The organism is Mesorhizobium sp. CNPSo 4661, assembly GCF_057784215.1.
Genome location: NZ_JBWGIO010000004.1, coordinates 229,460 through 242,840, shown reverse-complemented (window position 1 = coordinate 242,840; position 13,381 = coordinate 229,460). Strand labels below are relative to the sequence as shown.

General features: G+C 65.8%; 13 protein-coding genes and 1 riboswitch. Of the genes, 8 read left to right on the top strand and 5 right to left on the bottom strand.

Annotation, left to right across the window (positions count from 1 at the left end):
* Positions 1-45 precede the first annotated feature (45 nt).
* Genes AC0YKC_RS07850 through AC0YKC_RS07835 form a run of 4 tightly spaced genes read right to left on the bottom strand, consistent with a single transcriptional unit; the run spans position 46 to position 1,995 of the window.
* Complete coding sequence (locus AC0YKC_RS07850; RefSeq protein ID WP_488510695.1) at positions 46-429, bottom strand: four helix bundle protein; 384 nt, start codon at positions 427-429, stop codon at positions 46-48.
* 21 nt (positions 430-450) lie between these two features.
* Entirely contained in the window at positions 451-1,053 is a 603-nt protein-coding gene (locus AC0YKC_RS07845) for an NADH-quinone oxidoreductase subunit C (RefSeq protein ID WP_488510694.1), read from the bottom strand.
* 4 nt (positions 1,054-1,057) lie between these two features.
* Positions 1,058-1,639, bottom strand: a complete 582-nt coding sequence (locus tag AC0YKC_RS07840) for a NuoB/complex I 20 kDa subunit family protein (protein WP_013531090.1) — start codon at positions 1,637-1,639, stop codon at positions 1,058-1,060.
* Entirely contained in the window at positions 1,630-1,995 is a 366-nt protein-coding gene (locus AC0YKC_RS07835; protein ID WP_140644309.1) for an NADH-quinone oxidoreductase subunit A, read from the bottom strand. The genes AC0YKC_RS07840 and AC0YKC_RS07835 overlap by 10 nt, the downstream gene beginning before the upstream one ends.
* Before the next feature lie 333 nt (positions 1,996-2,328).
* On the opposite strand from AC0YKC_RS07835, the gene AC0YKC_RS07830 reads away from it, so the two are divergent.
* The 8 genes from AC0YKC_RS07830 (at position 2,329) to AC0YKC_RS07795 (ending at position 12,649) form a co-directional block, all read left to right on the top strand.
* Positions 2,329-3,528 carry a winged helix-turn-helix domain-containing protein gene (locus AC0YKC_RS07830; RefSeq protein WP_488510693.1) on the top strand — a complete coding sequence of 400 codons (1,200 nt, stop codon included), beginning with the start codon at positions 2,329-2,331 and terminating at the stop codon, positions 3,526-3,528.
* Between the two features lie 29 nt (positions 3,529-3,557).
* A riboswitch (cobalamin riboswitch) is annotated at positions 3,558-3,760 on the top strand.
* A gap of 40 nt (positions 3,761-3,800) precedes the next feature.
* Positions 3,801-4,229 carry a DUF1636 family protein gene (locus AC0YKC_RS07825; protein WP_320295233.1) on the top strand — a complete coding sequence of 143 codons (429 nt, stop codon included), beginning with the start codon at positions 3,801-3,803 and terminating at the stop codon, positions 4,227-4,229.
* 2 nt (positions 4,230-4,231) lie between these two features.
* Entirely contained in the window at positions 4,232-5,269 is a 1,038-nt protein-coding gene (gene cobW, locus AC0YKC_RS07820) for a cobalamin biosynthesis protein CobW (RefSeq protein WP_488510692.1), read from the top strand.
* An 18-nt stretch (positions 5,270-5,287) separates the two neighbouring features.
* Complete coding sequence (locus AC0YKC_RS07815) at positions 5,288-9,049, top strand: cobaltochelatase subunit CobN (protein WP_488510691.1); 3,762 nt, start codon at positions 5,288-5,290, stop codon at positions 9,047-9,049.
* Positions 9,046-10,509, top strand: a complete 1,464-nt coding sequence (gene cobG, locus AC0YKC_RS07810; protein ID WP_488510690.1) for a precorrin-3B synthase — start codon at positions 9,046-9,048, stop codon at positions 10,507-10,509. Before AC0YKC_RS07815 ends, cobG begins: the two co-directional genes overlap by 4 nt.
* Positions 10,510-11,142, top strand: a complete 633-nt coding sequence (locus AC0YKC_RS07805) for a precorrin-8X methylmutase (protein ID WP_320295229.1) — start codon at positions 10,510-10,512, stop codon at positions 11,140-11,142.
* A complete protein-coding gene (locus tag AC0YKC_RS07800; RefSeq protein WP_488510689.1) occupies positions 11,139-11,888 on the top strand; it encodes a precorrin-2 C(20)-methyltransferase in 750 nt (249 codons plus the stop codon). The genes AC0YKC_RS07805 and AC0YKC_RS07800 overlap by 4 nt, the downstream gene beginning before the upstream one ends.
* A complete protein-coding gene (locus AC0YKC_RS07795; RefSeq protein ID WP_488510688.1) occupies positions 11,885-12,649 on the top strand; it encodes a precorrin-3B C(17)-methyltransferase in 765 nt (254 codons plus the stop codon). The genes AC0YKC_RS07800 and AC0YKC_RS07795 overlap by 4 nt, the downstream gene beginning before the upstream one ends.
* Here the strand turns inward: AC0YKC_RS07795 and AC0YKC_RS07790 are convergent.
* A complete protein-coding gene (locus AC0YKC_RS07790) occupies positions 12,613-13,380 on the bottom strand; it encodes a cobalt-precorrin-6A reductase (protein ID WP_488510774.1) in 768 nt (255 codons plus the stop codon). The two genes, AC0YKC_RS07795 and AC0YKC_RS07790, sit on opposite strands and share 37 nt — an antisense overlap.
* Position 13,381: the final 1 nt, after the last annotated feature.

The window sequence follows — 13,381 nt, the reverse complement described above, 5'->3', positions numbered from 1 at the left end:
TCGCCCTTGGCGAATAGTGAATGGTCAATGGTGAATGGTGAATGGTCATTCGCGCTCCCCCTCGAGCGACCGAACGAACGAAACCAGCCTTTTGCCCAGCCGGGTGAAGCTTGGTTCCAGACTTGCGGCTTGCTCCTTGGACAAGAGTCCCACGCGCCCGCAGAGCATTGTATGCGTTTCCAGTTCCTTCAATGAGCCCTGCGCAATACGAAGGAATTGAATGAACGGTCGCCTCTGAGCGCGACCGAACCCTTCCGCAATGTTTGCCGGTATAGAAGCTGCACATCGCCGCATCTGAGCCGCCAGTCCGTACATTTCCTCGCGCGGAAACCCGCGCGTCAAAGCGTAAATGGACTCGGCGATATCCATCGCCTCCTGCCAGACGATGAAATCGCGATAGTCGCGTATCTTTCCCGGCGTCTCGTCCATTCACCATTCACTATTCACCATTCACTGCTTCGCCTTTTCATCCCCCGGCAGGACGTAATCCGTCCCTTCCCATGGGCTCAAAAAGTCGAAGTTTCTGAATTCCTGCTTCAATTCCACCGGCTCGTAGATCACGCGCTTGGCTTCGTCGTCGTAACGAACCTCGACGAAACCCGTCAGCGGAAAATCCTTGCGCAGCGGATGGCCCTCGAAGCCGTAATCGGTCAAGATGCGGCGCAAGTCTGGGTGGCCCGAAAACAGCACGCCGTAGAGATCGTATGTCTCGCGCTCAAACCAGTCGGCGCCGGGATAGACCGCCGTCAGCGACGGCACCAGGGTTTCCTCGTCGGCCTGAACCTTGAGCCGGATGCGCACATTCTGCTTCGGCGACAAAAGGTGATAGACGACATCGAAGCGCCTGGCGCGCGACGGGTAGTCGGCTCCGCAGACGTCGATGATCGAGATGAACTGGCAGCGCGCATCGTCGCGCAGGAAGGTCGCCACCTCGATCAGATTGCCCGGCTCGACCGAAACGGTCAGCTCGCCATAGGCAAGCACGGCTTCGCCGATGCGGCCGGAGAGCTTCTCGCCGAGATAGGTGGAGAGTTCGTTCAACGCCTGGGTCATCGGCTCACCGTTCGATCGTGCCGGTGCGGCGGATCTTCTTCTGCAGAAGGAGAATGCCGTAGAGCAGCGCTTCCGCGCTCGGTGGGCAGCCGGGCACATAGATGTCGACCGGCACGATGCGGTCGCAGCCGCGCACCACCGAATAGGAATAATGGTAGTAGCCGCCGCCATTGGCGCAGGAGCCCATCGAGATGACGTAGCGCGGCTCCGGCATCTGGTCGTAGACCTTGCGCAGCGCCGGCGCCATCTTGTTGGTCAGCGTGCCGGCGACGATCATGATGTCGGACTGGCGCGGCGACGCGCGCGGCGCAACGCCGAAACGCTCCGAGTCATAGCGCGGCATCGAGGTGTGGATCATCTCGACCGCGCAGCAGGCGAGGCCGAAGGTCATGAACATCAGCGAGCCGCTGCGCGCCCAGGTGATCAGCGCTTCGGTCGACGTGACAAGGAAACCCTTGTCGGCCAGCTCATTGTTGATTTCGAGGAAGAAGGGATCGTCCTCCCCCACCGGCCTGCCGGTGTTGGGGTCGATGATGCCCTTGGGCTTCGGCGCGACGAGGGTGCCTGAACTGTCGTTCAATCCCATTCCAGCGCTCCTTTTTTCCATTCATAGGCAAAGCCGATGGTCAGCACCGCCAGAAACACCATCATCGACCAGAAGCCGAGCATGCCGACCTTGGAGAACGACACCGCCCATGGGAACAGGAAGGCGACCTCGAGATCGAAGATGATGAAGAGGATCGACACCAGGTAGAAGCGGATGTCGAATTTCATGCGGGCGTCGTCGAACGAGTTGAACCCGCATTCATACGCCGAGAGCTTTTCCGGATCTGGATTGCGGTAAGCGACCAGGAACGGCGCTATGAGCAGCGCAAGGCCGACGACCAGCGCCACGGCGATGAACAGGACGATCGGCAGATATGAACTCAGGAGTGCGCTCATGCGGCGGCTTTCCTTAGGCGGGCAGTTCACTTTGATTACAGCAACGAACTCTAATGCGGAAGCGTGACAGTTTAACCGCTGAACCGTTTTAAGAGGCCCATGCTGCATCGCGGCGATGGGTTAGCGCAGCGGTTTCGGTGACGCAAGTCAAACCTTGTTCAAATCGCGGCCCTGGACGCCTTATCGGAAGAAACTGGTCCGATCCGCTCTTGTTTGATTTCCTTCGCTTTTTACTCCACTTTTCTCTCCTGACATGTCTCCCGCCATTTGCCTGCTAGCATGGCCGGAATCACCGGCTAAGAACCAACGGACGATCTCGGCAAGGACATCTTGATGAAGGAGAAAATCTCGCTCGCCATGGCCAGGCGCATCGCGCTTGGCGCGCAAGGGTTCAACGACCCTCGCCCGGGAGGAGTACCCGACCGCCGGCACCTTGCGCGTGTGCTTTCGCGAACCGGCCTCTTGCAGATCGATTCCGTCAGCGCCGTGGTGCGCGCTCATTATATGCCGCTCTATTCTCGCCTCGGCCCCTACCCGCTTACGCTGCTCGACAACGCCGCGGTGACCCGCAAGCGCGCCGTCTTTGAATATTGGGCGCATGAGGCGTCGTTCCTCCCCGTCGAAACCTGGCCTTTGATACGTTGGCGCATGCAGCGCGCCGAGCAGGGCGACGAAATGTATATCGGCCTCGCCAAATGGGGCCGCGAGCGCGGCGAACTGATCGAGGAGATCTACAAGGAGGTGGCCGAACGCGGGCCGATCGCCGCCTCCGATATCGAGGGCCACAAGGGCAATGGCGGCTGGTGGGGCTGGAGCGAGGCCAAGCACGCCTTCGAATGGCTGTTCTGGGCCGGCCGCATCACCACCGCCTACCGGCGCGGCTTCGAACGCTATTACGACTTGCCGGAGCGCGTTTTACCGCAGGCGGTGCTTGACCTGCCTGTGCCCTCGGTCGAGGACGCGCACCGCGAATTGCTGCGCATCTCGGCTCGCGCCCATGGCATCGCCACCTATGGCGACCTGCGCGACTATTTTCGCCTTGCACCGGGCGACACGAAGGACCGCATCGAGGAACTGGTCGAAACAGGCGAATTGCTACCGGTGAAGGTCGAAGGCTGGGACAAGCCGGCCTATCTCCACAAGGATGCCCGTTTTCCGCGCCGCATCGAGGCCCGCGCCCTGCTCGCCCCGTTCGATCCCGTCGTCTTCGAGCGCACCCGGACGGAAAAGCTCTTCGGCTTCCGCTATCGCATCGAGATCTACACCCCGGCCGAAAAGCGCCAATACGGCTATTACGTGCTGCCCTTCCTGCTCGGCGACCGGATCGTCGCCCGCGTCGATCTTCGGGCCGACCGCCCGGCCAGCGTGCTGCGCGTTCACGCCGCCTATGCCGAGCCCGACGCGCCGCCTGAAACCGCCGCCCAGCTCTTCGACGAGTTGAAGCAGATGCAGGGCTGGCTCGGGCTAGAGGCGATCGAAGTGACGCCGGCCGGCGACCTCGGACCGGCGCTGGCCGACATCGCGGTGTCGTAGCCGCGCGTTGACTCTGCCGCCTGCAAAAGCCTAAATCCGACCTAGACGGTCCCCTACCCGCAACGGCAGGGGCCAAGAGGGAATGCGGTGCGGGCCAAAAACCCAAATCCGCGGCTGTCCCCGCAACTGTAAGCGACGAGCCTTAGCCGAAAACCACTGGGATGTCCCGGGAAGGCGGCATTCAAGGCGACGACCCGCGAGCCAGGAGACCTGCCGTCTGAGACTTTGAGTATCCGAATGCCCGGCGGGTTTTCCGGGCAAGGAGCATGGTTTTGGATCGCAACGGCAGTTTCCCGGCTAAAGCAGCGGATTTTTCGTCCGAGCCCGACGACGCACTGGCCGGCGTGACCATTATTGTCTGCTCCTCCTGCCGCGACGAGACCGGTTCGGACGCGCATCCGCGCGCCGGCGCCTTGCTGGCCGAAGACACGCGCCGCGCCGCGTCGGGCGAAAACATCCGCATCCGCACCGTAGAATGCCTCGGCAATTGCAAGCGCCGGCTGAGCGCCGCGCTGCTGCGCGACGGCTGCTGGAGCTATGTGTTCGGCGATCTGAATACCGCCAGCGGCGCCGACCTCGTCGCCGGTGCAAAGCTCTTCGCCACCTCGACCGATGGCCTGATCCCCTGGCGCGGCCGGCCCGATTCCCTCAAGCGCGGCCTGGTTGCCCGCATCCCTCCCCTTGACATGCTGAAGGATTGACCATGAACGCTTCCGTTTCCCGTGTTCCCTGCACCGTCGTCACCGGCTTCCTCGGCGCCGGCAAGACGACGCTGATCCGAAACCTCATCGAAAACGCCAAGGGCAAGCGGCTGGCGATCATCGTCAACGAGTTCGGCGATGTCGGCATCGACGGCGAGATCCTCAAAGGCTGCGGCGTCGACGCGTGCCCGGAAGAAAACATCGTAGAACTCGCCAATGGCTGCATCTGCTGCACCGTGGCCGACGATTTCGTGCCGGCGCTCGACCAGATCCTGTCGCTCAACCCCAAGGTCGACCACATCCTGATCGAGACCTCCGGCCTCGCTCTGCCGAAGCCGCTCGTCCAGGCCTTCCAGTGGCCGACCGTGAAGAGCCGCGTCACCGTCGACGGCGTCGTCGCCGTGGTCGACGGCCCGGCGCTGGCCGACGGCCGCGTCGCCTCCGACATGGATGCCCTTCAGGCGCAGCGCGCCGCCGACGATTCCCTTGACCATGACGATCCGGTCGAGGAGGTGTTCGAGGACCAGATCGCCTGCGCCGACCTGATCATCCTGTCGAAGAGCGATTTGATGGATGCGGCCGGCTCGCAACGCGCCAACGCCGTCATCGGCGAGCACGTAGCGCGCGCCGTCAAAATCGTGCCGACCGCGCAAGGCAAGGTCGACCCGTCCGTGCTGCTTGGCCTCGGCCTCGCCGTCGAGGACGACATCGAGAACCGCAAGACCCATCATGACGACGAGCTCGACCACGAGCACGACGATTTCGATTCCTTCGTCCTCGACATCCCCGCGATTTCCAACCCGGATGAGCTAGCCAAGCGCGTCGCCCTTGCCGCCGAGCAGGAAAACGTGTTGCGCGTCAAAGGTTTCGTCGAGGTCGGCGGCAAGCCGATGCGGCTTCTGCTCCAGGCCGTCGGCCCACGCGTCAACCATTACTACGACCGCGCCTGGACGGCCGAGGACGACCGCCGCTCGCGGCTCGTCGTCATCGGCCTCAAGGGGCTGAACCGTCCGGCGATCGAGCGTATCCTCGCCGGCTGAGGCCAACACGAAAAAGCGATGCATATCCTCGCCACCACATCCGCTTCGCTCGACGACCTCGCCGAGCCGATCGACCTCAGGCAGACGCCTGCGGATGTCGTGGCCCTGTCCTTCACCGACAGCGACCTCGCCGGCCTGGCAGCCGCCTGGAAGGCGGATGCCGAGCGGCTGCCTTCGATGCGGCTCGCCGCACTGCGCGACCTCCGCCACCCGATGTCGGTCGACCTGTGGATCGACAGCGTTGCCCGCCATGCCAAGGTCATCCTCGTCCGCATCCTCGGCGGCTATGATTGGTGGCGCTATGGCTGCGACCAGCTCGCGGCGCTGGCGCGCGAGCGCGGCATCAAGCTCGCGCTGTTGCCCGGCGAGAGCCACGACGAGGATCAGCGGCTGATCGAGGCCTCGACCCTGCCGCGCCCCGAGCTCGACGCCCTGCTCGGCTATTTCCGCGAAGGCGGTCCGGCGAATATGAACGCGCTGGTACAAAGATTGGCACGGCTTGCCGGGTCGGATGCGGCCGTGGTTGAGCCGGTCGGTGTGCCGAAGGCGGGGTATTATCAGCCTGGGCTGGGAGTTGTGGAGAAGCCACACCTTCCAAAGGCCGGCGTTCCTTCGCACCCCCCTCTGTCCTACCGGACATCTCCCCCGCAAGGGGGGAGATCAGCCGTCACCGGCACCCGCGCTTCTTCTGCTAACGCGACAACAGAACCTCCTGCGGCATCTGCAATTGGCGAAATCGTCGACGACAGCTCAATCTCCCCCCTTGCGGGGGAGATGTCCGGCAGGACAGAGGGGGGTTGGCGGGAACCCGGCGCCAACAATATCGGCGTCGTCCCCATCCTCTTCTACCGCTCGATGCTGCTTGCCGCGGACGTCGCACCCATCGACGCGCTGGTCGAGGCCTTGAGTGCGCAGGGCCTCACCCCGGTGCCGATCTTCGTCTCCAGCCTCAAGGATCCGGCGTCTCTCACCTTCGTCGAAAACGCCATCGCGTCATCGAACCCGGCCGCAATCGTCACCGCAACCGCCTTCGCCTCCGGCGCCGAGCCAGGCGCCGAAACCCTGTTCGACCGGGCCGGCGTGCCGGTCTTCCAGGTCATCGTCGCCACCACCCGGCGCGAGGTCTGGGAAAAGAACCAGCGTGGCCTGGCGCCCGCCGATCTCGCCATGCATGTCGTGCTGCCCGAGCTCGACGGCCGCATCCTCGCCGGCACGATCTCGTTCAAGGGCGAGGTCGAGACCGATCCGGCCCTGGCTTTTCGCGCGTTTGCCAACCGGCCTGAAGCGGATCGCGTCACGCAGGTCGCCAAGCGCGTCGCTGCCTTCATCCGCCTGCAACGGACGGAGCGAGCCAAGCGCAAGCTCGCGATCCTGATCCCGGATTATCCGAGCGCGCCGGGACGGACCGGCTACGCCGTCGGGCTTGATGTGCCGTCCAGCGTGCTTGCGATGCTGCATGACCTGAAGGAACAGGGCTATGCGGTTGACGGGATTCCGCAATCGCCAAGAGAGTTGCTGGATGCGCTGGAGGTGGGTGGACAAGGATTGAGTTTCGATGACTACCTGGCCCTTTCCGCCGAGCTGCCGGAAGCTGCGCGTAGTGCGGCGGAAGCGGCGTGGGGCAAAGCGCAGGACCAGATAAGTTTGCGCGAGGCCCCCCTCTCTGTCCTGCCGGACATCTCCCCCTCAAGGGGGGAGATTATTCCTTCGCCACGGCTTTCGCCAATTTCCGGCCTGGCAAGAGGAGAGCCGGCGGCGGAACTGCCAATCTCCCCCCTTGAGGGGGAGATGTCCGGCAGGACAGAGGGGGGGGCGACAGAACGCCAGCCTTCACGACCAGCAGTCGAAACCCACTTCCCCTTCCGCGCCGCGACCTTCGGCAACGTCACCGTGGCACTCGCCCCCGATCGCGGCCGTTCCGTCGACCGCCGGGCCGACTACCACGACCCAACGCTCCCTCCGCGCCATGAGTTGATCGCCTTCGGCCTGTGGCTGCAGAAATCGCTCGGCGTCCATGCCATCGTCCATGTCGGGGCGCATGGCACGCTGGAATGGCTGCCGGGCAAGACCGTCGCGCTCTCAGACACTTGTTTTCCGGAGATCGTCACCGGCTCGCTGCCGGTCGTCTATCCCTTCATCGTCTCCAATCCTGGCGAGGCGGCGCAGGCCAAGCGCCGTATTGCGGCCGTCACGCTCGGCCACCTGCCGCCGCCACTGACCGGGGCCGGTCTCGACGAGGCGCAACAGAAGCTCGAACGCCTGGTGGATGAATATGCCCAGGCCGACGGCCTCGACCGCCGTCGCCGTGACCGTCTGGCGAAGCTGATCGTCGAGACGGCGCGCAAGACCGGGCTTGCCTCGGAAGCCGGCGTCGCCAAGACCGATCAACCCGACGAAGCGCTGCGGCGCATCGACGCCTGGCTTTGCGACCTCAAGGATTTCGCCGTCAAGGACGGGCTGCATGTCTACGGCCGCGCGCCGGAGGGCGAGACCGATCCGCTGCGCCGGCAAAGCGCCGTGGCAGAGAAGGCAGCACTGCTCGCCGCTCTCGACGGTCGCCACATCAAGGCAGGACCGGCCGGTGCGCCGGCGCGCGGCCGCTCCGACGTGCTGCCCACCGGCCGCAATCTCTTCACCTCCGATCCGCGCACGATGCCGACGCCGACAGCTTACGATCTCGGCCAGGCGGCGGCGGAAGAAGTCGTGCGCAGCTATATGCAGAGCCATGGCGATTGGCCGCGTTCGCTGGTCATCGATCTCTGGGGATCGGCTTCGCTGCGCACCGGCGGCGAGGAGATCGCGCAAGGCCTGGCGCTGATGGGCTGCCGGCCGCAATGGGACGCCGCCACCGGTCGCGTCACCGGCATCGAGGTCTTGCCACCGGCCGCGCTCGGTCGCCCGCGCGTCGACGTCACCTGGCGCATTTCCGGCCTGTTCCGCGACATGTTCCCGACCCAGATCGCGCTGATCGACGCCGCTGCCAACGCCGTCGCCGGCCGTGACGAGGACGATACGGAAAACCCGCTCGCCGCCTCGACGCGTGCTCAGGGCAAGATCAGCCCACGTATTTTCGGCACCTCGCCCGGCACCTATGGCGCCGGCGTCGAGGATCTGCTGTCGCGCGGCGAATGGGGCGCGCGCGAAGAGATCGGCCGCGCCTATCTCGACGCGACATCGCACGCCTATGGCGGTGCCGACGGCGAAGCGATTGCCGCGCCCGGCGCTTTCGAAGGCCGCATTGCCGAAGCCGATCTCCTCGTCCACACCGGCGACGACCCGGGCCGCGACATCCTCGAAGGTTCGGCCGATGTCACCTTCATCGGCGGGTTTTCGGCAGCCCTTGCCGCACTTGGCCGGAATGCCGACGTCATCGTGCTCGACACGACCGATCCGAAAAAGCCGAAGCCGCGTTCGGTCGGCGAAGCGGTGTCGCGCGTGGTCCGCGCCCGCGCGGTCAATCCGCGCTTCATCGCCGGCCAGATGCGCCACGGCCCGCGCGGCGCCTCGGAATTCGCCGAAACGGTCGACCGCCTCGTCGGCTTCGCCGAGACCACCCATGCCATTCCGGGCGCGCTGATCGAGGCCGTGCACGACGCCTATGTCGGCGACCCGGACGTTCGCGCCTTCCTGCTGCGCGAGAACCCGGCGGCCGCCAAGGTCATCGCCGAGCGGCTCCTCGCTGCGCGGCGGCGCGGCCTCTGGCATCCACTCAGGAATTCCATCGACGACGACCTCGCGGCCCTGATCGCCGAGGCCCAGGCAAGCGGGGTGGCGGCATGAACGCCTTCTCACGCCGCGGCGCCTGCCCCGCACTCAGCGCTCCCATGCAGACCGGCGACGGGCTGCTGGTACGGCTCAACCCGGTTGCTGGAGGATTGGCGCCGAAGTCCCTGATCGGACTCGGGGAATCCGCTCTGCGCCACGGCAACGGCATTATGGAAGTGACCGCGCGCGGCAGCCTGCAGATCCGTGGTTTGACGGCAGAAAGCGCGCGGCTGCTGGCGGCGGAGGTCGATGCGCTTGGCATTGCGGTGCGCAGTGGCGTTCCGGTGGAGATTGGGCCGCTGGCGGGGATCGATCCGCACGAGGTTGTCGACCCGCGTCCGCTGGCCGAGCGGATCAGGGCCGCGATCGAGGAGGCCGGGCTGACGGTGCGGCTGGGGCCGAAGGTGTCGGTGATCGTCGACGGCGGCGGGCAGTTGGGCATGGATGCGTTGACAGCCGATGTGCGGCTGAGGGCGGTACGGACCGGGGATGGTGTTCTCTGGCGCGTATCGGTTGCCGGCGACCCACCCGGCGCAAGGCCACTCGCGACGGTCGATGCCGATGCAGCACGCGATATTGCTGTCGCGGCACTGCGGATGGTCGCTGAACGAGGTCGTGAGGCCCATACAAGAGATTTGTCGGAGAGACGGCTCAATTCACTCGCAGGTTGGCACTCTGTCGCCCCCCTCTCTGTCCTGCCGGACATCTCCCCCTCAAGGGGGGAGATTGGCAGCGTCGACGCCGGCTCTCCATTTTCAACGTTGCAGATTGGCGAAACGATTGGCGAGAGCGTAATCTCCCCCCTTGAGGGGGAGATGTCCGGCAGGACAGAGGGGGGGGCCTCACGCAAACCTATCGGCCTTTTCCCCTTAGCCGGCGACACTTTCACCCTCGGCATCGGCCTCCCTTACGGCAGCATGCCGGCCGAAAAGCTCATCGCCCTCACCCAAAGCGCCCTGTCCCTCGGCGCCCCCGAAATCCGCCTCGCTCCGGGCCGCGCCCTGCTCTTCCTCGGCCTCTCCACCCCCTCCTCGCTCCAGACCTCCGCCGCGACGCTCGGCTTCGTCACCAACCCCGCCGACCCGCGCACCCGCATCGCCGCCTGCCCCGGAACGCCGGCCTGCGCCTCCGGCCGCATCGCCACGCGCGCCATCGCCGAAGCCATCGCAAAACAAAGCGCCGACCTCCTCGACGCCTCGCTGATCCTGCATGTTTCCGGCTGCGCCAAGGGCTGCGCCCATCCCGGAGCGGCGATGCTCACTTTGGTCGGCGACGAAAACGGAGCCGGACTTGTCGTGGACGGGACGGCAAAGGCCCTTCCTGCCGGATACAGGCCGGGCTATGACGCCGCGCGCGGCATTGCCGGCATCCTTGCCGCGCTGCGCGCGCAAAGACATCAGGGCGAAACCGCCGCCGCTTGCCTCACAAGGCTCGGCGCGGCCGGTATCGCGGAACTCTATCGACGGAACCAGTGAATGGCCGCCTACGACTATATCCGTGACGGGATGGCGATCTACGAGCGCTCTTTCGCCATCATCCGCGCCGAGGCGGACCTCACGCGATTCTCCGAGACGGAGGCAGATGTCGCGATCCGCATGATCCATGCCTGCGGCCAAGTCGAAGCCGCCAGGAATTTCGTCTTCTCCAGCGATTTCGTCGCCGCGGCGCGCACCGCGCTGGCTGCCGGCGCGCCGATCTTCTGCGATGCCGAGATGGTGGCGCATGGCGTCACCCGCGCCCGGCTGCCGGCGGGCAACGAAGTGATCTGCACGCTGCGCGACCCGCGCACGCATGATATCGCCAAGGAGATCGGCAACACCCGTTCGGCCGCGGCGATCGACCTCTGGGGCGAGCGCATGGCAGGCTCCGTCGTCGCCATCGGCAACGCGCCGACCGCGCTTTTCTATCTGCTCGAAAAACTGCGCGACGGCGCGCCGAAGCCGGCCGCGATCATCGGCATGCCGGTCGGCTTCGTTGGCGCCGCCGAATCCAAGGATGCGCTGGCCGAGAATTCCTACGGCGTGCCCTATGCCATCGTGCGCGGCAGGCTGGGCGGCAGCGCCATGACCGCCGCCGCGCTCAATTCGTTGGCGAGGCCGGGCCTATGAACGCTATCCTGAAAGGCCGTCTGGTCGGCGTCGGCACCGGTCCGGGCGATCCGGAGCTGCTGACGCTGAAAGCGGCGCGCGCGCTGGCCGAAGCCGACGTGGTCGCCTATTTCGCCAAGCGCGGCAACAACAGCAATGCCCGCGCCATTGTCGAGGCGCGTTTCCGACCCGACATGGTCGAGCTGCCGCTGCTCTATCCGGTGACGACGGAGATCGACAAGGACCACGACGACTACCGGGCACAGATCACCGATTTCTACGAGCAGTCGGCCGAACAGGTCGCCGAACATCTCGGCGCCGGCAGGATGGTGGCGGTGCTGTCGGAGGGCGATCCGCTCTTCTACGGCTCCTACATGCATCTGCATGTGCGCCTCGCGCATCGCTTCCCGACCGAAGTCATTCCCGGCATCACCGCCATGTCCGGCTGCTGGTCGCAGACCGGCGTGCCGATCGTCCAGGGCGACGACGTGCTGACCGTGCTGCCGGGCACGATGAGCGAGTTCGAGCTGACGCGGCGGCTGGCCGACACCGATGCCGCCGTCATCATGAAGGTCGGCCGCAACCTGCCGAAAATCCGCCGCGCGCTGGAAGCCACCGGCAAGCTGGCCAAGGCCGTCTATGTCGAGCGCGGCACCATGCCGGGCAGCGTCTCGATGCGGCTTGCCGAAAAGCTGGACGACAAGGCGCCCTATTTCGCCATCGTGCTGGTCGCCGGCTGGTCGGCGCGTCCGGGGGCAAAGCCATGAGCGGCCGCCTTACCGTCATCGGCCTCGGACCCGGAAATGCCGACCAGGTCACGCCGCAGGCTGCCAATGCCGTCGCAGAGGCTTCCTTTTTCTATGGCTACAAACCCTATCTCGACCGGCTTGAGCTACGGCCGGACCAGACCCGCATCGCTTCCGACAACCGCGAAGAACTTGCCCGCTCCAACGAAGCGTTGGCCAAGGCCGCCGAAGGCCACAGCGTCGCCGTCGTTTCCGGCGGCGATCCCGGCGTCTTCGCCATGGCCGCGGCCGTCTGCGAGGCGATCGAAGCCGGCCCGGCCGAATGGCGCGCCATTGACCTGTCGGTCGTCCCTGGCGTCACCGCCATGCTTGCGGTTGCCGCCCGCATCGGCGCACCGCTCGGCCACGATTTCTGCGCTATCTCGCTCTCCGACAATCTGAAGCCGTGGGAGCTGATCGAGCTGCGCCTGCTGGCGGCAGCCGGCGCCGGCTTCGTCATCGCGCTCTACAATCCGATCAGCAAGGCCCGCCCCTGGCAGCTCGGCCGCGCCTTCGAATGCCTGAAGGCGATCCTGCCGGGCACCACGCCGGTGATCTTCGGGCGCGCCGCCGGCCGGCCCGATGAGCGCATCGAGGTTTTCCTGCTGGCGGACGCCGATGCCGAAAAAGCCGACATGGCGACCTGCATCATCATCGGCTCGCCCGAGACGCGCATCATCAAGCGTGGAGAAAAACCCGCGCTGGTCTATACGCCGCGTTCGGCAACAGGATCGAGAAGATGATCGACTTTTGCCGCCAGCGCATCGACGGTTTCGGCCGAGGGCACGTCAGGCAGCGCCGGCCGGCGGATCATGACCACCTCGATGCCGAGCGCCCGCGCAGCGGCGATCTTGCCATAGGTCGCCTCGCCGCCGCTGTTCTTGGCAACGACGGCGTCGATCCCGTATTTTTCGAGCAGCGCCCTTTCGTCCGCTTCCGGGAACGGTCCGCGCGCCAACAGGTAGAGCGCATCCGGCACGGCAAGCTTCGGCTCGACCGGATCGACGCTGCGGATCAGGTAGCGGTGTTGCGGCGCGGCCTCGAAGGCGCCGGCCTCCTGCCGGCCGATCGCCAGGAAGACACGACGCGGCGCCATACCGAGGACGCTTGCCGCCTCAGTGACACTGCCGACCAGCGTCCAACGATCGCCCGCGACGGGCTCCCAACCGGGACGCCGCAGCGCAAGGATCGGCACGCCGGACTCCCTGGCCGCTTCGGCGGCATTGGCGGAGATGCGGGCGGCATAAGGATGCGTGGCGTCGATCAACAGATCGACATGTTCCTGGCGAAGATGGGCGGCGAGCCCTGCCGCGCCGCCAAAACCGCCGACCCGCACCGGCACGCCTTGCGCGACCGGGCTTTCGGTGCGGCCGGCAAGCGACAGCGTGACCGAAAGATCCTCGCGACGCGCGAGCTTTCCCGCCAGTTGCCGGGCTTCCGTCGTGCCGCCGAGGATCAGGATACGGTGGGTCATC